The sequence below is a fragment of the Rhodococcus sp. NPDC054953 genome (genome assembly GCF_053609225.1).
The window spans coordinates 51,558-70,302 of the sequence record NZ_JBSGXD010000001.1; the positions used below are offsets into that span (position 1 = coordinate 51,558).

Here is an 18,745-nt window from a genome sequence, read left to right on the forward strand (position 1 = left end):
TAACCAATCACATGTATGTAACTTTGCGTAAGGGTTTCGTCGGTGGTCCCGATCGCCGCCACCGCGCGCTGTGCTGGGATACTCGACCACGTGGCTGGCAAGAAACCCCGGTATCTGCAGGACAATCGCGACATCATCTGGTCGCTGATTCCCCTCGCCCTGTTCGCGATCGTGATCGCGGCGGTCGCACAATCGTGTTCGTTCAGCCCTGGCGGCCCGACCGCCGGGCCGGTTCCGCAGTTCGACATCGACACCGCGTTGACGTTCGACGCCGCCGAACTGGGCTTCCCGGTCCGCAACCCCGCGGTGCCCGACTCCTGGCAGCCGAACTCCGGCAGCCGCGGCACGGTCAGCGGTGACGCGGGCGGCGACGTCAGCACCGTCGGCTACATCACCGACGCGGGCCGCTACGTGCAGCTCAGCCAGTCGAATGCCGCGGAGCAGGCCCTGGTGGAGTGGGTCGCGGGCGCACCACGGGCCGCGGCAGGCGCCGAGACCTTCGCGGGTACCTCCTGGGTGCAGTTCGCCGAGGAGGGCAGCGAACCGATCTGGGTGGCCGACCTCGCCGATGCCCGGGTCCTGATCACCGGCAGCGGCACCGCGGAGGAGTTCGGTGACCTGGCGACCGCGGTCGGCCAGGCCCAGCCGATCGATCCCTAGGAATCCTCGGTGTGCGCGAGGGCCTTCTCCACCCGGGCCCGCGCGCCCGCGAGGTGCTCCTCGCACCGGGTGGCGAGCGCCTCGCCGCGCTCCCACAGTGCCAGCGAGTGGTCGAGGTCGAGCCCACCCTGCTCGAGCAGCTTGACCACCTCCGCGAGCTGGTCGCGGGCGGCCTCATAGCCGAGTTCGGACACCGGTTCGTTCACTTCTGCTCTCCTGCCTTGTCCCTGCCCATCGTTGCCGCGATCACCGCGCCGTCCGCGACCCGCACCCGCAGCTGCGTCCCCGGCGGTGCGTCCTCGACCGACCTGAGCACCTCCGGATCCGATCCCGGCACCACCCGCTGCACCACCGCGTAGCCGCGGGCGAGGGTGGCGGCCGGGCCGAGGGTGGTCAACCGCGCCGCCATGTGCCCGAGGATGGTGCCCTGCCCGTCAACGAGCCACCGGATGTCCCGACGCGCCGCATCCCGGAGCCGGGTCACCTCCTCGGCCCGCCGATCCACGGCGGCCAGCGGGTCGGCCAGCACCGGCCTGCTGCGCAGGTCGGCGAGGGCGCGGGCCTCCCTCGCCACCCAGTTCCGCAGCGCGGCCGCGCCCCTGGCCCGGAACTCCGCGACCAGGGCCTGCTCGGCGGCCGCGTCGGGAACCACCCGCTTCGCCGCGTCGGTCGGTGTCGCCGCGCGCACGTCCGCGACCAGATCGCAGAGCGGGCTGTCCGGCTCGTGTCCGATCGCGCTGACCACCGGTGTGGTCGCTGCGGCGATCGCCCGGCACAGCGTTTCGTCGGAGAACGGCAGCAGGTCCTCGACGCTGCCGCCGCCGCGCGCGAGGACGATCACCTCGACGTCGGGGTCGGCGTCCAGTTCGGCGAGCGCGGCGACGATCTGCGCGGTCGCGGTCGGACCCTGGACGGCGGTGTTGCGGACGGCGAAGTTCACCGCGGGCCAGCGGGCCCCCGCGACGCTGAGCACATCCCGCTCGGCGGCGCTCGCCCGGCCGGTGATCAGCCCGATCGTGCGGGGCAGGAACGGCAGCGGGCGCTTGAGCCGCGGATCGAACAGGCCCTCCGCGGCGAGCAGGCCGCGGAGCCGTTCGATCCGGGCGAGCAGCTCCCCGATCCCGACGGGCCGGATCTCGGTCACCCGCAGCGAGACGGTGCCGCGCCCGGTGTAGAACGACAGTTTCCCGAACATCACCACGCGGGTGCCCTCGGTCAACGGGATCGGGCTGTCCCGGATCAGGTTCGGGGAGCAGGTCACCGACAGGGACATGTCCGCGGACGGGTCGCGGAGCACCAGGAACGCGGTCCTGGTGCCGGGCCGGACGTTGATCTGGGTGATCTGGCCCTCGACCCAGATGCTGCCGAGCCGGTCGATCCAGGCCGCGACCTTGGTCGACACCGATCGGACCGGCCATGGATTCTCCGCCGAGTTCGACGTCTGCGCGGACGGCCGGGCGGTCGACGGGGTGGGGCTGGCCGCGGTCACTTGGCGGTGGCGGAGGTGATCCGGTTGCCGAGCATCGTCTGGAACGGGGCCCGGCTCCGGGTGCCGTTCTCGTGGTCGAGCAGCGCGGTCAGTTCCTCCACGGACAGGGTCCGCAGCCGGGCCCGCAGCTGGGCGAGGGTGAGGTTGTCGTAGTCCAGGTAGTCGACGATCTCGGCGCGGTCGCCGTCCGCGGCCGCCGACGCGGCGCCGCCGGGCGCCGCATCGGCCGCTGGCGCGGGGGCCGGCTCCGCGGGCGACATCGAATACAGCTCGAACCGGCCCTGATTCGCAGGCGCGGACGGTGCGGGCCGCCCGGCGCCGTCGGACGCAGCGGCCGGTGCGGCGTCCTCGTCGAACGTCGCCCAGGTGGGCTGCTCCTCGGACTGCGGGAACAACCCGGCCAGCGCCTCGTCCCCCTTGATGGCGAGGGCGGTGACGGTCTGCTGCACCTGCATGCCCGTCTGCAGCATCGAGGAGATCGCGGTCATCGGCAGGGTGACCGCGGTGGTCGGAAGCTTCTGCACCTCTTCGACGAGGGTGACCGCGATGCCGGCAGCCACCCGGGCCGCGAATGGGGGACGGAACATGGTCCCAGGGTGCCCTACCGACGCGGCAATTGGTAGCCGGGCACGCCCCGCCCGGCTGGGCGGGTCGCGGCGGGCCGCCACCCGTACCCTGGAGGCATGTCATCTGCTGTCCCCCTGAATCTGGGAATCGCCGGCACCGGCACGTCGTCCACGGTGAGTGGCAAGCGGGTCCTGCTCGCCGAGCCGCGCGGCTACTGCGCGGGCGTCGATCGCGCGGTGGAAACGGTGGAGCGGTCGCTGGAGAAGCACGGCGCGCCGATCTACGTGCGCAAGGAGATCGTGCACAACCGGCACGTCGTCGACACCCTCTCCGAGCGCGGCGTGGTGTTCGTCGACGAGACCGACGAGGTGCCGGAGGGGTCGGTGCTGGTGTTCTCCGCGCACGGTGTCTCCCCGGCCGTGCACGAGGCGGCGGAGGCCCGCAGCCTGCACACCATCGACGCGACCTGCCCGCTGGTGACCAAGGTCCATCAGGAGGCGAAGCGGTTCGCCCGCGACGACTTCGACATCCTGCTGATCGGTCACGAGGGGCACGAGGAGGTCGAGGGCACCGCCGGTGAGGCGCCCGACCACGTGCAGTTGGTGGACGGCCCCGAGTCCGTGGACGCCGTCACGGTCCGGGACGAGAACAAGGTCATCTGGCTGTCCCAGACGACGCTGAGCGTCGACGAGACGATGGCGACGGTGGCCCGACTGCGGGAGAAGTTCCCGAAGCTGCAGGACCCGCCGAGCGACGACATCTGCTACGCCACCCAGAACCGGCAGGTCGCGGTCAAGGCGATGGCCCCGGAATGCGACCTCGTCATCGTCGTCGGGTCCCGGAACTCGTCGAACTCGGTGCGCCTCGTCGAGGTGGCGCTCGGTGCGGGGGCGACGGCGTCGTACCTGGTCGACTACGCCCGCGAGATCGACCCGACCTGGTTGGACGGGGTGCGCACGGTCGGCGTCACCTCCGGCGCGTCGGTGCCGGAAATCCTGGTCAGCGGCGTGCTCGACCTGCTCGCCGAGCACGGATTCGGTGACGTGCAGACGGTGACCACGGCGAACGAGACGCTGGTGTTCTCCCTGCCCCGCGAGCTGCGCAAGCCCGCTCAGCGGTAGCGGTACGGGGGGTCCTGCCTGGCGTCGTCCCGGTCCCGGTACCGCACCTGCGGGACCGGGTGCACGGGGACGTCCGGATCGGGTCGTTGGGCGCGGCGCTCGGCGTGCGGTGCCGGGCGCGGTCCCGGGAACGACGCGGTCGCCGGGGCGGTGTCGTGCCGGTATCCGGGTGCCCGGTCCGGCCTGACGTGCCGGTCCTGGTCGTGGGGTGGCACCCGGTCCCGGGGGCCCGCGTATGGCTGCGGGCGGTCGAAGGACTCGGTTCGTTCCTCCGAGGCCTCGTCGTGCCCGCCGCGGGCCGGGTAGCGGCCGGTCGGGAAGCTGCCCGTCGCATGGGCCGGGCGGACCGGATCCGCGGGCCGATCGGTGCCGCGACCCGGCCGTCGATCCCGTGTCGGGCGGGACCGCTGGTCCTCGGCGCGGTGCTCGTCGGGTTGACGGTCGTCGTCCACGTCGGCGGCGGGGCGGCGGTCCGGTGCCGTCCGCTTCGGCTCGGTCCGGCGCTCGCCGGTGCGTCGCGCAGGCCGGGCGACGACGCCGGCCGCCTGGTGCCGGATGTACATCCGGCCCGCCCCGACCGCGAGCACGACGAGCGTGGTCGTCAGCATCAGCGGGAACCGGTTGACCAGCGGGATCGCGACGTTGAACAGCAGATCCTTGATGCCGCCCCCGCCGGGGGTGAACTGCTGGTACGCGAGCGGCACCGCGACCACGAGGATCAGCGGGGGCTGGATCATCGCGGTGAACAGGCCGCGGTTGCGGACGGCGAGGACGGCGGCCAGGCAGCCGAGGAAGAAGAACACGGAGAAGGTCGCGGTCAGTTCGCTGCCGCGGACGGCGTCGATGACGATCCCGAGCAGGGCGGACGCGGCCGCGATCAGGACGGCGCCCCAGGCCGGCACGCCCGGGAGGGTGGGCAACGCCGATCGCTGCGCGAGCGGCACCCCGGATCGAGCGCGTTGGGTTGCAGACACGCCTAGACACTAGCGGCTCGTGGTCCGAACCCGGCGTCGGTGGGACCGCGTGTGGGAACGATCTCCGCCGCGACCCCGGCCGGGCGTCGATGTCGGTGCCCTCGTCTACGGTCGCCTCATGCGAATCCTGCACACCTCCGACTGGCACGTCGGCCGCACCTTCCACGGTGTGGACCTGCTGGCGGACCAGGCCGCGGCGCTCGCCGCGATCGCGGGGCTGGTTGCCGAGCACCGGGTGGAGGTGGTGGTGGTGCCCGGGGACGTCTATGACCGGGCCGTCCCCAGCGCGGACGCCGTCACGGTGTGCAACCGGGGATTCGAGGCAATCCGCGCCGCCGGTGCGGTGATCGTCGCGACGTCGGGGAACCACGACTCGCCCGCGCGGCTCGGTGCTGGCGCGGCGTTCGCGGCGGCCGGGGGTTTGCACCTGCTGACGCGGGTCGCCGACGTGGCGGCGCCGGTCCTGCTGAGCGACGAGCACGGGCCCGTCGCGTTCTACGGCATCCCCTACCTGGAACCGGAGACCACCCGCGCGGAGCTCGGGGTCCCGGCGGCGCGGACGCACGCCGACATCCTGGACGCGGCGATGGCCCGCGTCCGCGCGGATCTCGCTGCCCGCGCCGCGACCGGTGCCGCGGCCCGGTCGGTGGTGCTCGCGCACGCGTTCGTGGTCGGCGCGGAGGCGACGGGATCGGAGCGGTCGATCTCGGTCGGCGGGGTGGAGACGGTGTCCGCATCCGCGTTCGACGGGGTCGACTACGTCGCGTTGGGGCACCTGCACTCGCCGCAGACGTTGACGGACCGGGTGCGCTACTCCGGCTCGCCGCTGCCGTACTCGTTCGGGGAACGGTCGCACCGGAAGGCGGTGTGGATCGTCGACCTCGACGCCGACGGGCTCGCCGCGGTCGAGCGGCACGATCTTCCGGTGGTGCGCGGCCTGAGTCAGGTGACCGGCACCGTCGAGGACCTGCTCACCGACGACGCGTTCGCGGCGGCGACCGACGACTACGTCTCCGCCGTGCTCACCGACCGGGTGCGACCGGTCGATGCGATGCGGGTCCTGCGGGGACGGTTCCCGCACCTGGTCCACCTGGAATGGGTGAGACCGCAGGATGATTCGGACCTCAAGTACCGGGACAAGGTGCGCGGACGGACCGATCGGGAGATCGTTGCCAGCTTCCTGACCGACGTGCGCGCCGAGCCGACGCCCGGCGAGCTGCGCTGGGTGGAGCGGGCGCTCGGTGCCGCGGACCGGGAGGTCGACGGCCGGTCCTCCGGCGGCCACGACCGCGACGCGGAGTCCGTCGCGTGAGGCTGCACGACCTCGAGGTGACCGCATTCGGGCCGTTCGGGGACACCGTGACCGTCGACTTCGACGAACTCGGCGCGGACGGGCTGTTCCTGCTGCACGGGCAGACCGGCGCCGGCAAGACCACGATCCTCGACGCGGTCGCGTTCGCCCTGTACGGGCGGGTGCCCGGAGCCAGGCAGGAGGGCAAGCGACTGCTGTCCGATCACGCGGCACCGGGCACGCCGCCGCGGGTGGTGCTCGAGGCCACGATCGGCGGCAGGCGACTGCGGATCACCCGCAGCCCCGAATACCAGCGCCCGAAGCTGCGCGGCACCGGCACCACCAAGGAGAACGCCAAGGCCACCCTCGAGTGGCTCGACGGGCGCGGTGAGAACCTGACCCGTCTCGACGAGATCGGTGACGCGGTCGGCCGGCTGCTCGGGATGAGCGCGGACCAGTTCTTCCAGGTCGTCCTGCTCCCACAGGGCGACTTCGCGCGGTTCCTGCGGGCGGACACCGAGGAGCGGGGAGTGCTCCTGGAACGGCTGTTCGACACGGGCCGGTTCGCCACCGTCGAGGAGTGGTTCGCGGAGCGCAGACGCGAGGCGGAGGCGGCGGTGTCCGGCACCAAGACGACGGTCGACCGGATCGCGGCGCAGGTGTCGGCGGCGGCGGGCATCGAGGCGGGAGCCGACGCCGATCCGGTGGCGTGGGCGGGCAGGCTGGTCGACGAGTCGCGGGAGGCCGCGGACGCCGCCTCCACCGTGTTGGCGACCGCGCGGGCGACGGCGGAGCGAACCGAGCACGCCCTTGGCCGCGCCAGGGAGGTGCGGCAGTCGCAGGACCGCGCGGCCCGGGCCAAGGCCCGGCTCGCCGAGCTCGCTACCGGGCAGTCGGCGCGGGAGCTGCTCGCCGCGGAACGGGACCGGGCGGTCCGCGCGGTGCCGGTGGCGACCGCGGAGGAGCTCGCGGTGGCTGCCGCGGGCGTCGCGGGTCGGGAACGGGCCCGCACCGAGGACCTCGCCAGCGTCGTGCGGCGGGAGCCGGAGGGCGCGGCGCTGCTCGAGCGGGTCAGTTGGCCTGCGGCGCCGGACGACGCGCAGGTGTTGGCCGCGGCGGTGCGGGGCTGGAGTGCCGAGGTCGCACGGCTCGGTGAGCTGATCCGACGGGACGAACAGCGCCGATCGGCGCGGCGGGACCAGGACGCCGCACACGTCCGACGCGACGAACTGATCACGGCCACAGCCACTCTCGAGTCGAGGCGAGCCGAGATTCCCGCCGAGGTGGAGCGGGCCGACGCGGAGCTGATGCGGGCCCGTGCCGCCGCGGCGTCGCTGCCCGCCCTCACGACGCAGTGCGAGGCGACCCGGGAACGCCTCACCGCGGCACGGGAACTCGGCCGGGTGCGGGCCCGGCGCGCCGCGGCCGCCGACCGGCATCGGCGGGCCCGCGACACCCACCTGGATGCGCGTGAGGTGCTGGCGACGGTGCGCGAGCAGCGGATCGCGGGGATGGCCGCGGAACTGGCGGCCGGACTCGCGACCGCGGCGCCCTGCCCGGTGTGCGGCTCCGACGAGCATCCGACACCCGCCCGTCCGGCCGCGGATGCCGTGTCCAAGTCCGACGAGGACGACGCCCGCGTGGTCGAGCAGACCCGCGCCGGGGAACTCGAGGCCGCGACCGCCGCGCTGGCCGACCTGGATCGCACGGCGGGGGTGCTCGCCGACCGGGTCGGGGACGCCGACGCGGACGCGCTGGCCGCCGCAGCGACCGCGGCGGACGCGGCGCGGTCCGCGGCCGAGGCAACGGCGGCCACCCTGGCGACGGCGGAGGCGGCGGTGGCGCGGCTGCGCGCGGAGAGCGAGGACCTGGCGGCCCGGGCGCAGCGGCTGTCCGCCGATCTCGCGGCACTGGAACAGCGGATCGCGGACGGTGCGGCGCGGCTCGCCGAGCTGGACCGGGCCGTCGAGGACGCGATCGGCGGCGAGTCCGACCTGCAGGCCAGGCACGACCGCCTCGGGGCACTCGCCGACGCGGCCACCGCACTGCGAGACCAGCGTGCCGCCGCGGCGAGCGCCGCGGTCGCGGCGGCGGACGCGGCGGATCGGGCCGCACGGGCGTCCTCCGACGCGGGGTTCGTGGACCTGCCCGACGCCCGGTCGGCGGCGCGGACCGGGGAGCGGATCGCGGAGATCGACGCAATTCTCGCCGCCGCGGCCGAGGAACGGCTGCTGTCCGAGGCAGTCCTCGCCGATCCGGCGGTGGTTGAGGCGGTCCGCCTCGGTCCCGCGGATGTGCCCGCCGCGGAGGCCGCGGACGCGGCAGCCAGGGAGGGCAGGGACGCGGCAGCCGCGGCGGCGACCACCGCGGACGCCCGCGCCGCGAAGGTCGAACACTATGCGCTGGCCCTGACCGACGAGGTCGCCGCGCTCGGCCCCGCGCTGCGCCGGTACGAGGAACTGGCCGCGCTGGCCGAGGTCATCGCCGGCCGCGGGCAGAACGCGCGCAAGATGTCGCTGCGCTCGTACGTCCTCGCCGCCCGGCTCGAGGAGGTCGCGCTGTCGGCGTCGGTGCGACTGCGCCGAATGTCCGGTGGCCGTTACGAGTTCGTGCACGAGGACGGCGCGGGCCCGCGCGGCAAGCGGGGCGGTCTCGGCCTCGACATCCGGGACGACTACACCGGCGTGGTGCGCTCCGCGAAGACCCTCTCCGGCGGCGAGTCGTTCCTGGCGTCACTGGCATTGGCGCTCGGCCTGGCGGACGTCGTCGCCGCCGAATCCGGGGGCCTCGTCCTGGACACCATGTTCATCGACGAGGGGTTCGGCACCCTCGACGCGGACACCCTCGAGGCGGTGATGGGGGTGCTCGACGAACTGCGTGAGGGTGGCCGGGTCGTCGGGATCGTCAGCCACGTCGACGAGATGCGGCAGCGGATCCCGAGCCGGCTGCACGTGCTGCGCGGCCGGGCCGGATCCACCCTGGAGGTCGTCGCGTAGCGCGGCCCGCGCGCATCGCCGTCGGGATAGCCGCTACCGCGGATCCGCCACCACCGGGCGCGGGTCGCCCGCCGGACCCGGTTCGTCGCCCTCCGCATCCCGCGGCGCGGCGGGGCGATCGGGCGCGGGGTCACCGTCGTCGAGCTTCCGGTCGACCTGTTCACCGATGTAGCGGATCACCACCGCGACGCACGCGGCGACCGGGACCGCGAGGAACGCGCCGACGATGCCGTACAGGGAGCTGCCCCCGGTCACCGCGAGCAGCACGATCGCGGCGTGCAGGTTCATGCTGCGGGACTGCAGCACCGGTTGCAGGACGTTGCCCTCCAGCTGCTGCACCGCGAGCACGATGAGCAGGACGATCAGGGCGGTGGTCCAGCCCTTCGCGACCAGCGCGACGAGCACGGCCAGCGCGCCGGCGACGAACGCGCCGACGATCGGGATGAAGCCGCCGAGGAAGGTCAGCACCGCGAGCACCGGTGCCAGCGGGACCCCGAGGACCACCAACCCGAGGCCGATGAAGAACGCGTCGACGAAGCTGACCAGCGCCTGCGTCCGGATGAAGCCGCCGAGGGTGTCCCACACCCGCACCGCGACCGCCTCGAAGTGCCTGCCCGCGCGGCCGCCGCTCACCGAGTGCAGCCACGGCAGGAACCGGGGCCCGTCCTTGATGAAGAAGAACGTCAGCACCAGCACCAGGAACAGGGCGATCAGCATCGACGCGGTCGCGCTGACGCCGCTGAACACGCCGGTCGCGATGGACTGGGCGCTCTCCTGGATCTTCGTGATGACCGCCTGCACCGCGGAGTCGATCTGGTCGTCGCCCAGGTTGAACGGCGGGCCCTTGACCCACTCCTGCACCTGCCGCAGCCCGTCGCTGGCCTTGTTCGCCAGTTCCGGGGCCTGGTCGACGACGGACGGCACGATCAACGCGACGATGCCCGCGAAGACGGCGATGAACCCGGCGAGGGTGATCCCGGCCGCGGCGGCGGGCGGGATGCCGCGGCGCACCATCCCCCGGGTCGGGGGCCACAGCACCGTGGACACCACGATCGCCATCAGCACCGGCAGCACCACCACCCACAGCTGGCCGAGCACCGCCCACACCACCCACGCGCCCGCGGCGATCGCGACCAGGCACAGCGACCACTTGGCAAGCCACAGGCCGCCAGCGCCGATCACCTCACCGCGGTCGCGGAACCGGTGCCGCCGCGGCGTCGGGCCGGTGGTGATGGGCGTCTCGCTGACGGTCGGTTCGTCCTGGGGCACGCGGCCGAATCTACCCCGCGGTCCGCTCGTGGGAGAGGAGCCAGCGCTTCGTCGGCAATCCCCAGCGGAAGCCGCCGAGCCCGCCGCCGACCCGGATCACCCGGTGGCAGGGCACGAACAGGGCTGCGGCGTTGCGGGCGCACGCGGACGCCGCGCCGCGGACGGCGGCCGGTCGGCCTGCGAGCGCGGCGAACTCGGTGTAGGTCACCGGATCGCCGGCGGGCACCTTCCGCAGCACCCGCCACGCCGACTCGAGGAACTCGCCCGACCGCTGCGCGACGGGGATCGGGTCGATCGCGGTCAGGTCGCCCGCGTGGTAGTCGGCAACGGCTCGGGTGACCGGCCCGAGGTCGGGGCGGGCTGCGGTGCCGGGTGGGCGCAGCGCCGGGTGGATCAGGGCAAGGAGGGTGTCCGCGTCGTCGGTCCACCCGGAGGCGAGGACCGCGCCGTCCCCGTCGACGATGGCGGTGAACGGTCCGGCCGGGGTGGTCACGGTGCTGTGTGCGGCGGTCATCGGGGGTCCTTCGGGTCGAGGGTCGGGGTGGTCGGGATGCTGCCGCGGGCCGTGAGCGCGGTGCGCCACAGGTGCATCGACGCGTACGAGCGCCACGGCGCCCACCGGTCCGGCACGGTGAGCGGAATGCCGAGGGCCGCAGCGCCGCGGCGGACGACGAGGTCGGTGTCGAGCAGCACGTCGGGGTCGGCGAGGGTGCGCATGGTGACGTAGTCGGCGGTCCACGGCCCGATGCCCCGGTGGGAGAGCAGGTCCGCGCGCAGGTCGGCCGCGGTGCGACCGCCGTGCAATGACAGTGATCCGTCCGCGAGCGCGCCAGCCACCGCGACGATCGCGTCGACCCGGGAGGCGGGCCCGGTGAGTATCTCGCGTCCCCGTTCGGCGACCGCGGCCGCGGTGGGCCAGGCGTGCGTCAGGTGCGGGTCGGTGATCGGCTCGCCGAGTTCGGTCACCAGCCTTGCGGTGTGGGTCGCCGCGGCCGCGACCGAGATCTGCTGCCCGATCATGGTGCGCAGCAGCAGTTCTCCCGGGTCGATGCAGCCGGGCACCCGGATCCCCGGTGCGGCGGCGACCGCCCCGGCGAGCCCGGGGTCGCCGCCGAGGGCGTCGTCGACGGCCCGCGGGTCCGCGTCCAGGTCGAGCAGGTGCCGGAGCCGGGCGACGGCGGGGGCGAGGTCGCGCATGTCGCGCAGCGTCAGGTCGGCGCGGACGTGGCCGTCGCGGAACCGCACCGCGGCCACCCCCACGTCGTGCGGCAGTCGCAGCACCCGTCGGTACTTGCCGCCGGACCACGACTCCAGGCCCGCCGCCGCGTGCCCGGACAGGAACCAGGCCATCCAGTGTCGGTCGAGCGGCGGGCGGTACGGCAACCGCAGCGACACGCTGCCCGCCGGTGCCGGTGCCGATCCGCGGCGGGCGGCGTCCGCCCGCATCCTGGTCGGGGTCGCGGCGAATACCTCCCGGATGGTGTCGTTGAACTGCCGGATGCTGGCGAAGCCCGCCGCAAACGCGATGTCGGACATCGGGATCGCGGTGGTCTCGATCAGCAGGCGCGCGGTGTGGGCGCGGTGGGCCCGCGCCAGCGCGAGCGGGCCCGCGCCGAGTTCGGCGGTCAGGGTCCGGGTGAGCTGGCGGGACGAGTACCCGAGGGCGGCGGACAGTCCGGTGACGCCGTCCCGTTCGACGGCGCCGTCGCCGATCAGTCGCATCGCGCGGGCGGCGAGGTCGGAGCGGACGTTCCACTGCGGTGAGCCGGGGGCGGCGTCGGGCCTGCAGCGGCGGCACGCGCGGTACCCGGCCTGCTGGGCGGCTGCGGCGGTGGGCAGGAAGGTGACGTTCGCCCGCTTCGGGGTGATCGCCGGGCAGGACGGCCTGCAGTAGATCCCGGTGGTGCGGACGGCGGTGTAGAACTGTCCGTCGAAGCGCGGGTCCCGCGACGAGACGGCCCGGTAGCACCGGTCGAAGTCGAGGTTCATGGCTCCAGCGTGGCAGTCCGACCCGCCCCCGCGCTAGCGGAAATCGGCCGTCACGGCTGGCGTCAGCAGCAGCGGGCGCCCGGGTTCCGGTCGGCGGCGGCGTGCCGCTCGCGCCAGTACTCGCGCTCGGTGGGGACCGGTGCGCCCGGATGCGCGCGCCGCCGGTGCGCGACGAACCGCTGGTAGTCGTGGTCGCCCATCAGCGACGTGATCCACCACAGCACGCCGCGCCCCAGCCCGCGCATCAGTGGTGTCCCGTCGTGTGCGCCGCGCCGGGGGCTCGGACCTTGCCCTCCGCGATGAGCGTGTCCCACTCCTGCTGGATCTGCCGCTCGGCCCTGGTCGGGACGAAGCCGGCAGGACCGAAGATCGTCGACGGCACCGCGGGCGCCTCGGTGTCGGGCAGTCCGCCCGCCCGATACGCCCTGATGCACACGAGCAGTCCGACGACCGCGACGATCAGCACCAGCACCGCGAACACGATCGACAGCGTGCCCTGGATGAAGGTGTTGCGGATGACGGCGTCGATCGCCTCCGGGGACTTCGCGGTACCGAAGGAGGTCTGGCCCGCGTCCCGTGCCTCCCGGAACGCGTTGTACTGCGCCCAGTACCCGATCGCGGGGACGTCGGAGAAGATCTTCTGCCAGGACGCGGTCATCGTGACCACCAGGTCCCACACCAGCGGTATCGCCGGGATCCACGCCCACCGGAACAGGCCCTTCTTCATCACCACGACAAGGACGACGGTCAACGCGATCGCGGCGAGCAACTGGTTCGCGATGCCGAAGAGCGGGAACAGGGTGTTGATGCCGCCGAGCGGGTCGGTCACGCCCATCAGCAGCACCCCGCCCCACAGGCCGACGACGATCGCCGAGCACAGCCAGGCGCCGGGACGCCAGGACGGGTCCTTGAACCGCCGCGCCGCGCCGCCGAAGTTACCGAGCGAGTCGGAGAGCATGAACCGGGCGACGCGGGTGCCCGCGTCGACGGTGGTGAGGATGAACAGCGCCTCGAACATGATCGCGAAGTGGTACCAGAACGACTTCAACGATTCGCCGCCGATCACCTGGTGCATCACCTCGGACATGCCGAACGCGAGGGTGGGGGCGCCGCCGGTGCGGGAAACGATCGACTCCTCGCCGACGGCCTCGGCTGCCGCGTTCAGCTGCGCCGCGGTGATGTCGTTGCCGGGGAGCCCGAGGCCGTTGAGGTAGTCGGGTGCGGACTCGGCGGTGCCGCCGGTGAGGGCGGCGGGGGCGTTCAGCGCGAAGTACAGGTGCTGGTCGAGGATGCAGGCGGTGACCAGCGCCATGATCGCAACGAACGACTCGGTGAGCATGCCGCCGTACCCGATCATCCGGGTCTGCCGCTCCTTCTCCAGCAGCTTCGGGGTGGTGCCGGACGAGATCAGGGCATGGAACCCGGACAGTGCGCCGCAGGCGATCGTGATGAACAGGAACGGGAACAGCGATCCCGCGAACGCAGGCCCCTCGCCGTTCTTCGCGAACTCGGTCATCGCCGGCATCTGGATCGCGGGCTGCGCCACCAGGATTCCGGCGGCGAGCAGCGCGATGGTGCCGATCTTCATGAACGTCGACAGGTAGTCGCGGGGGGCGAGCAGCAGCCACACGGGCAGCACCGAGGCGGCGAAGCCGTAGGCGATCATCAACCAGGCGATGGTGACCTTGGACAGGGTGAACCAGTCCGTTCCCCACTCGGTGTCGGCGACCCAGCCGCCGCCGATGATGGCCAGCAGCAGCAGGACCACCCCGATCAGCGACACCTCGGACACCTTCCCCGGGCGCAGGTAGCGGAGGTAGACGCCCATGAACAGGGCGATCGGGATGGTCATCGCGATCGAGAACACGCCCCACGGGCTCTCGGCGAGCGCATTGACCACCACCAGTGCCAGCACCGCGATGATGATGATCATGATGACGAAGACGCCGATCAGGGCGGCGACGCCGCCGACCACGCCGAGTTCCTCGCGGGCCATCTGACCGAGGCTGCGGCCGCGGCGGCGCGACGAGATCCACAGCACGAGGAAGTCCTGCACCGCGCCAGCGAAAACGACACCGATGATGATCCACATGGTGCCGGGCAGGTACCCCATCTGCGCGGCAAGCACCGGACCGACGAGCGGACCCGCCCCGGCGATCGCGGCGAAGTGGTGGCCGAACAGCACCCGACGGTCCGTCGGCATGTAGTCCTTGCCGTTCTCGAGCACCTCCGCCGTCGTCGCGCGGTCGTCGCGGGGCTTGACGATCCGGTTCTCGATCAGCCGGGCATAGAACCGGTACGCGATCAGGTACGTGCACACCGCGGCGATCACGAACCACACCGAGTTCACCGACTCGCCGCGGACGATCGCGATCATCGACCAGGCGACCGCGCCGAGCACGCCGATCGCGGCGAAGATCAGCTTCTTCGCCGGGGTGATCGGGGTCCGGTCGACGACGCCGACCGGCGGAAGCGCCGGGTCGGTGTACAGGTACTCGACGTTCGGGTCGGCGCTCGGGGTGCCGGGACTCGTTGCCGTCGTCATGGCGGGCCTCCCTCCGGGAGCGGATGTGTCCCGCCTCACATTAGGGGTCGGGTGCCGCCGCCGCCCGGTGGAGAAACCGACCGCGGGACCTCAGAATCGGTCGGGGCCCGCGTCGATCCAGTCGGTGCGCCAGCTCTGCGGGGGATCGTCGAGCAGCTCCCCGTCCTGCAGCCATTCGTACAGTTCGGCGTACGTCTTCGTGGTGTGCGCGTCGACCCGCCGGTTCAGCATCGACGGCCGCAGCTCGTGGAACCCGTCCAGGCCCATCGACGCCACCATCTGCGCCGCGCTGGCCACCGTCGACCGCTGGAAGTTGCGCACCCGGGTCGCCTTGTCCGCCACCACCAACGCCCGGACCCGCGCCGGATCCTGCGTGGTGACACCGACCGGGCAGTGGTTGGTGTGGCAGGCCTGTGCCTGGATGCAGCCGACCGCGAACATCATCGCGCGGGCCGCCATCGTGAAGTCGGCGCCCTGGATGATCCGCTTGACGATGTCGCTGCCGCTGGCGACCTTCCCGGACGCGCCGATCCGGATGCGGTCCCGCAGCCCGGTGCCGACCAGCGCGTTGTGCACCAGCATCAGGCCCTCGGTCAGCGGCATGCCCATGTGGTCCTCGAATTCGACCGGCGCCGCGCCCGTTCCGCCCTCCGACCCGTCCACGATGATGAAGTCCGGGGCGATGTCGCGGTCGAGCATCGCCTTGCAGATCGACAGGAACTCGGTGCGGGCCCCGACGCACAGCTTGAACCCGACCGGTTTGCCGCCGGACAGGGTGCGCAGGGTGGTGATGAAGTCGACCAGTTCGGTCGGGGTGCCGAACGCGGTGTGCGCGGGCGGCGAGACGACCGTGCGGCCGATCGGGACACCGCGGGCCTCCGCGATCTCCGCGGACACCTTCGCGCCGGGAAGGACGCCGCCGAGGCCGGGTTTCGCGCCCTGCGACAACTTGATCGAGATCGCCTTGACCTGCGGGTCGACCGCCTTCGCGGCGAACGCCTCCGGGTCGAAGTCGCCGTCGGGGGTGCGGCAGCCGAAGTAGCCGGACCCGATCTCCCAGATCAGGTCGCCGCCGTGCTTGCGGTGGTGGGTGCTGATCCCGCCCTCCCCGGTGTCGTGCGCGAAGCCGCCGCGGGCCGCGCCCGCATTCATCGCCTCGACCGCGTTCCCGGACAGCGACCCAAAGCTCATCGCCGAAACATTCAGCAGCGCAATGTCGTAGGGCCGGGTGCAGTGCGGCCCGCCGATCCGGACCGTCGGCGCGAGTTCGGTGGCGTGCCGGGCGCGCAGCGAATGGGTCATGAACTCGTAGCCCGGTGCGTGCACGTCCCGTTCGGTGCCGAACGGTTCGTCGTCCTTGGTTCCCTTCGCCCGCTCGTACACCAGGTCCCTGGTCTCCCGGTCGAACGGCTTGCCGTCCGTGGCGGATTCGATGAAGTACTGCTGGATCTCCGGGCGGATCTTCTCCATCAGGAAGCGGGCATGCCCAAGCACCGGATAGTTCCGCAGAATGCTGTGCCGCGGTTGCAGCAGGTCCCACGTCCCGACCAGCGCGAGGGCAAGCAGGACGGCCGCCGGGATCCACCACCCCCACCCGGCGGCGACGGCGGCCGCCGCCAGCGCGATCCCGGCCACCCACAGTCCGGCGACGATCAGGCTCCTCGTCATCCACGTTCCTCCCACGCGTGCACGTCATTGGTGACACCGATGGTGGCACCGTCCGGCCGGTCCGGGCGTCGACGCCACGCCGCGGGTGTCGGGAGAACCGTCCTAGGGTGTGCGCATGACCAGATGGCAGGACGAACGAGGCCCGGACGGCTCCCGCGACTACGTGCGCCGCTTCGAGGAGCTGGCCGAATCGGGCGCCGACCTGCACGGCGAGGCGCGGGCCGTGGACGCGATGGTCGGCCGCGGGTCGCGGATCCTCGACGCGGGCTGCGGGACCGGACGGGTCGGCGCCGAACTCGCGCGCCGCGGCCACGCCGTCACCGCGGTCGACCTCGACCCGGTGCTGCTCGCCGCTGCCCGCGGCACCGGCCTGCTCGAGGTGGTGCAGGCCGATCTGGCGGAGCTGGACCTGCCGGGGGAGCCGTTCGACGCGGTCGTCGTCGCGGGCAACGTGATGATCTTCCTTGCGCCGGGCAGTGAGGCGCAGGTATGCCGCAGGCTCGCCGCGCACCTGACGCCGGGCGGGCTGCTGGTCGCCGGGTTCGCCACCGACCACCGGTACACGGTGGACGCCTTCGACGCCGACCTGGCCGCGGCAGGCCTGGCCCGCGAGCACCGCTTCTCGACCTGGGATCTGCGTCCGTGGCACCCGGACGCCGGCTGGGCGGTGACGGTGGCGCGCAGGCCCTAGCTCAGGCCCAGCAGATGTCGAACGCGATGCCGCCGAAGAACGGGATGAGCAGGTTCGGCGCGCAGGTGACCGCGGCCGTGAGCGGGCCCTGCTGCGGGTTGTAGACGACGGGCACCGGGGTAGCCGCCGCGGCGGCGGGGGCGACGACGATCGCCGCGCCTGCGGCCGCGGCGGCGACCGCCGCGCGGAGCGAGGTCCTGGACATGGGGTTCCTCCTGCCCGAAGGGTGGTGACGCACCGCGGGGAGCGTCCGGTCGGCGCGCTCGGATCGTGCCCTCCCATGGTGAGCGCAGCGGCCAGCGCCTGTCGAGGGGCGGCCGAGTTGTGGGCGGTGGGTGTCGGAACCGGGGGCGACCACCGTAGACTGTGGAATCCGTGAGCCTTACCCTCGGAATCGTCGGCCTCCCGAACGTCGGCAAGTCGACCCTTTTCAACGCCCTGACCAAGAACGACGTGCTCGCGGCGAACTACCCGTTCGCGACGATCGAGCCGAACGTCGGCCTGGTCGAGCTGCCCGATGAGCGGCTGGTGACGCTCGCCGAGATCTTCGGCTCCGAGCGCATCCTCCCGGCGACGGTGTCGTTCGTGGACATCGCGGGCATCGTCAAGGGCGCCTCCGAGGGCGCGGGCCTCGGCAACAAGTTCCTCGCCAATATCCGCGAGGCCGACGCCATCTGCCAGGTGGTCCGGGTGTTCGCCGACGACGACGTCGTGCACGTCGACGGCCGCGTCGACCCGGCGTCGGACATCGAGATCATCGAGACCGAACTCGTCCTCGCCGACATGCAGACCCTCGAGAAGGCGGTGCCGCGCCTCGAGAAGGAAGCGAAGAAGAACAAGGAGCTCAAGCCGCAGCACGAGGAGGCCGTCAAGGCGCAGGCCGTCCTCGAGGAGGGCAAGACCCTATTCTCCGTCAAGGACACCCTCGACTTCGGCCTGCTGCGCGAGCTGCACCTGCTCACCACCAAGCCGTTCCTGTACGTCTTCAACGCCGACGAGGCGATCCTCACCGACGACGCGAAGGTCGCCGAGCTGCGCGCCTCCGTCGCGCCCGCCGACGCGGTGTTCCTCGACGCGAAGGTCGAGCAGGAACTTCTCGAACTGGACGAGGAGGACCGGCAGGAGATGCTCGAGTCCATCGGCCAGACCGAGCCCGGCCTGCACGCCCTCGCCCGCACCGGCTTCCATACCCTCGGCCTGCAGACCTACCTGACGGCGGGGCCGAAGGAGTCGCGCGCCTGGACGATTCGCAAGGGCGACACCGCCCCGCAGGCCGCCGGCGTCATCCACACCGACTTCGAGCGCGGCTTCATCAAGGCCGAGATCGTCTCCTTCGAGGACCTCGCCGCGGCGGGTTCGATGAACGCGGCCAAGGCCGCGGGCAAGGTGCGGATGGAGGGCAAGGACTACGTCATGCAGGACGGCGACGTCGTCGAGTTCCGCTTCAACGTGTAGCACCCACCGAACGGGCGGTTGCCGGGACGA

17 protein-coding genes are annotated in these 18,745 nt (G+C 72.6%); 6 read left to right on the forward strand and 11 right to left on the reverse strand.

Translation table 11 applies throughout. From position 1 onward, the window contains the following. The first annotated feature begins 90 nt into the window (after nucleotides 1-90). The gene (locus tag ACWF62_RS00145; protein ID WP_378505768.1) at nucleotides 91-660 is read left to right on the forward strand and encodes a DUF4245 domain-containing protein; all 570 of its coding nucleotides are present in this window, start codon (nucleotides 91-93) and stop codon (nucleotides 658-660) included. Here ACWF62_RS00145 and ACWF62_RS00150 read toward each other — a convergent pair. The 3 genes from ACWF62_RS00150 to ACWF62_RS00160 are packed head-to-tail and all read right to left on the reverse strand — an operon-like array spanning nucleotide 657 to nucleotide 2,736. After that, nucleotides 657-866, reverse strand: coding sequence for an exodeoxyribonuclease VII small subunit (locus tag ACWF62_RS00150; protein WP_378505769.1), 210 nt, complete (start codon nucleotides 864-866; stop codon nucleotides 657-659). The two genes, ACWF62_RS00145 and ACWF62_RS00150, sit on opposite strands and share 4 nt — an antisense overlap. Further along, entirely contained in the window at nucleotides 863-2,149 is a 1,287-nt protein-coding gene (gene xseA, locus ACWF62_RS00155; protein ID WP_378505770.1) for an exodeoxyribonuclease VII large subunit, read from the reverse strand. Before xseA ends, ACWF62_RS00150 begins: the two co-directional genes overlap by 4 nt. Continuing rightward, the gene (locus ACWF62_RS00160; protein ID WP_378505771.1) at nucleotides 2,146-2,736 is read right to left on the reverse strand and encodes a lipid droplet-associated protein; all 591 of its coding nucleotides are present in this window, start codon (nucleotides 2,734-2,736) and stop codon (nucleotides 2,146-2,148) included. Before ACWF62_RS00160 ends, xseA begins: the two co-directional genes overlap by 4 nt. 96 nt (nucleotides 2,737-2,832) lie before the next feature. On the opposite strand from ACWF62_RS00160, the gene ACWF62_RS00165 reads away from it, so the two are divergent. Next, nucleotides 2,833-3,837, forward strand: coding sequence for a 4-hydroxy-3-methylbut-2-enyl diphosphate reductase (locus tag ACWF62_RS00165; RefSeq protein WP_378505772.1), 1,005 nt, complete (start codon nucleotides 2,833-2,835; stop codon nucleotides 3,835-3,837). On the opposite strand, the gene ACWF62_RS00170 is transcribed toward ACWF62_RS00165, so the two are convergent. Next, on the reverse strand, nucleotides 3,828-4,811 hold the full coding sequence (locus tag ACWF62_RS00170; RefSeq protein ID WP_378505773.1) for a DUF6542 domain-containing protein: 984 nt from the start codon (nucleotides 4,809-4,811) through the stop codon (nucleotides 3,828-3,830). The two genes, ACWF62_RS00165 and ACWF62_RS00170, sit on opposite strands and share 10 nt — an antisense overlap. 118 nt (nucleotides 4,812-4,929) lie before the next feature. Here ACWF62_RS00170 and ACWF62_RS00175 point away from each other — a divergent pair, with 118 nt between their 5' ends. Next, nucleotides 4,930-6,123 carry a metallophosphoesterase family protein gene (locus tag ACWF62_RS00175; RefSeq protein WP_378505774.1) on the forward strand — a complete coding sequence of 398 codons (1,194 nt, stop codon included), beginning with the start codon at nucleotides 4,930-4,932 and terminating at the stop codon, nucleotides 6,121-6,123. Further along, entirely contained in the window at nucleotides 6,120-9,098 is a 2,979-nt protein-coding gene (locus tag ACWF62_RS00180; RefSeq protein ID WP_378505775.1) for an AAA family ATPase, read from the forward strand. Before ACWF62_RS00175 ends, ACWF62_RS00180 begins: the two co-directional genes overlap by 4 nt. 33 nt (nucleotides 9,099-9,131) lie before the next feature. On the opposite strand, the gene ACWF62_RS00185 is transcribed toward ACWF62_RS00180, so the two are convergent. The 6 genes from ACWF62_RS00185 to ACWF62_RS00210 form a co-directional block, all read right to left on the reverse strand. Continuing rightward, entirely contained in the window at nucleotides 9,132-10,331 is a 1,200-nt protein-coding gene (locus tag ACWF62_RS00185; RefSeq protein ID WP_378506037.1) for an AI-2E family transporter, read from the reverse strand. Nucleotides 10,332-10,377: 46 nt separating this feature from the next. Beyond that, complete coding sequence (locus tag ACWF62_RS00190) at nucleotides 10,378-10,881, reverse strand: methylated-DNA--[protein]-cysteine S-methyltransferase (RefSeq protein WP_378505776.1); 504 nt, start codon at nucleotides 10,879-10,881, stop codon at nucleotides 10,378-10,380. Further along, on the reverse strand, nucleotides 10,878-12,356 hold the full coding sequence (locus ACWF62_RS00195) for a DNA-3-methyladenine glycosylase 2 family protein (protein WP_378505777.1): 1,479 nt from the start codon (nucleotides 12,354-12,356) through the stop codon (nucleotides 10,878-10,880). The genes ACWF62_RS00190 and ACWF62_RS00195 overlap by 4 nt, the downstream gene beginning before the upstream one ends. Nucleotides 12,357-12,418: 62 nt before the next feature. Further along, complete coding sequence (locus tag ACWF62_RS00200) at nucleotides 12,419-12,601, reverse strand: YbdD/YjiX family protein (RefSeq protein WP_378505778.1); 183 nt, start codon at nucleotides 12,599-12,601, stop codon at nucleotides 12,419-12,421. After that, nucleotides 12,601-14,901, reverse strand: a complete 2,301-nt coding sequence (locus tag ACWF62_RS00205; protein ID WP_378505779.1) for a carbon starvation CstA family protein — start codon at nucleotides 14,899-14,901, stop codon at nucleotides 12,601-12,603. The genes ACWF62_RS00200 and ACWF62_RS00205 overlap by 1 nt, the downstream gene beginning before the upstream one ends. A gap of 90 nt (nucleotides 14,902-14,991) precedes the next feature. Then, nucleotides 14,992-16,569 (reverse strand): FMN-binding glutamate synthase family protein, encoded by a 1,578-nt coding sequence (locus ACWF62_RS00210; RefSeq protein ID WP_378505780.1) that lies wholly within the window; start codon nucleotides 16,567-16,569, stop codon nucleotides 14,992-14,994. A gap of 115 nt (nucleotides 16,570-16,684) precedes the next feature. Between ACWF62_RS00210 and ACWF62_RS00215 the strand changes: the two genes are divergently transcribed. Beyond that, nucleotides 16,685-17,260, forward strand: coding sequence for a class I SAM-dependent methyltransferase (locus ACWF62_RS00215; RefSeq protein ID WP_378505781.1), 576 nt, complete (start codon nucleotides 16,685-16,687; stop codon nucleotides 17,258-17,260). Between the two features lies 1 nt (nucleotide 17,261). Here the strand turns inward: ACWF62_RS00215 and ACWF62_RS00220 are convergent, their stop codons facing one another. Further along, complete coding sequence (locus ACWF62_RS00220) at nucleotides 17,262-17,465, reverse strand: hypothetical protein (protein ID WP_378505782.1); 204 nt, start codon at nucleotides 17,463-17,465, stop codon at nucleotides 17,262-17,264. 170 nt (nucleotides 17,466-17,635) lie between these two features. Between ACWF62_RS00220 and ychF the strand changes: the two genes are divergently transcribed. Then, complete coding sequence (gene ychF, locus ACWF62_RS00225; protein ID WP_378505783.1) at nucleotides 17,636-18,715, forward strand: redox-regulated ATPase YchF; 1,080 nt, start codon at nucleotides 17,636-17,638, stop codon at nucleotides 18,713-18,715. The last annotated feature ends 30 nt before the right edge of the window (nucleotides 18,716-18,745 follow it).

What these genes read in the sequence shown, in the direction of transcription:
- ACWF62_RS00220 (WP_378505782.1), bottom strand. Translation starts at nt 17,465, where the DNA reads ATGTCCAGGACCTCGCTCCGCGCGGCGGTCGCCGCCGCGGCCGCAGGC.
- ACWF62_RS00175 (WP_378505774.1), top strand. Translation starts at nt 4,930, where the DNA reads ATGCGAATCCTGCACACCTCCGACTGGCACGTCGGCCGCACCTTCCAC.
- ACWF62_RS00195 (WP_378505777.1), bottom strand. Translation starts at nt 12,356, where the DNA reads ATGAACCTCGACTTCGACCGGTGCTACCGGGCCGTCTCGTCGCGGGAC.
- ACWF62_RS00160 (WP_378505771.1), bottom strand. Translation starts at nt 2,736, where the DNA reads ATGTTCCGTCCCCCATTCGCGGCCCGGGTGGCTGCCGGCATCGCGGTC.
- ACWF62_RS00190 (WP_378505776.1), bottom strand. Translation starts at nt 10,881, where the DNA reads ATGACCGCCGCACACAGCACCGTGACCACCCCGGCCGGACCGTTCACC.
- ACWF62_RS00200 (WP_378505778.1), bottom strand. Translation starts at nt 12,601, where the DNA reads ATGCGCGGGCTGGGGCGCGGCGTGCTGTGGTGGATCACGTCGCTGATG.
- ACWF62_RS00215 (WP_378505781.1), top strand. Translation starts at nt 16,685, where the DNA reads ATGACCAGATGGCAGGACGAACGAGGCCCGGACGGCTCCCGCGACTAC.
- ACWF62_RS00210 (WP_378505780.1), bottom strand. Translation starts at nt 16,569, where the DNA reads ATGACGAGGAGCCTGATCGTCGCCGGACTGTGGGTGGCCGGGATCGCG.
- ACWF62_RS00165 (WP_378505772.1), top strand. Translation starts at nt 2,833, where the DNA reads ATGTCATCTGCTGTCCCCCTGAATCTGGGAATCGCCGGCACCGGCACG.
- ACWF62_RS00205 (WP_378505779.1), bottom strand. Translation starts at nt 14,901, where the DNA reads ATGACGACGGCAACGAGTCCCGGCACCCCGAGCGCCGACCCGAACGTC.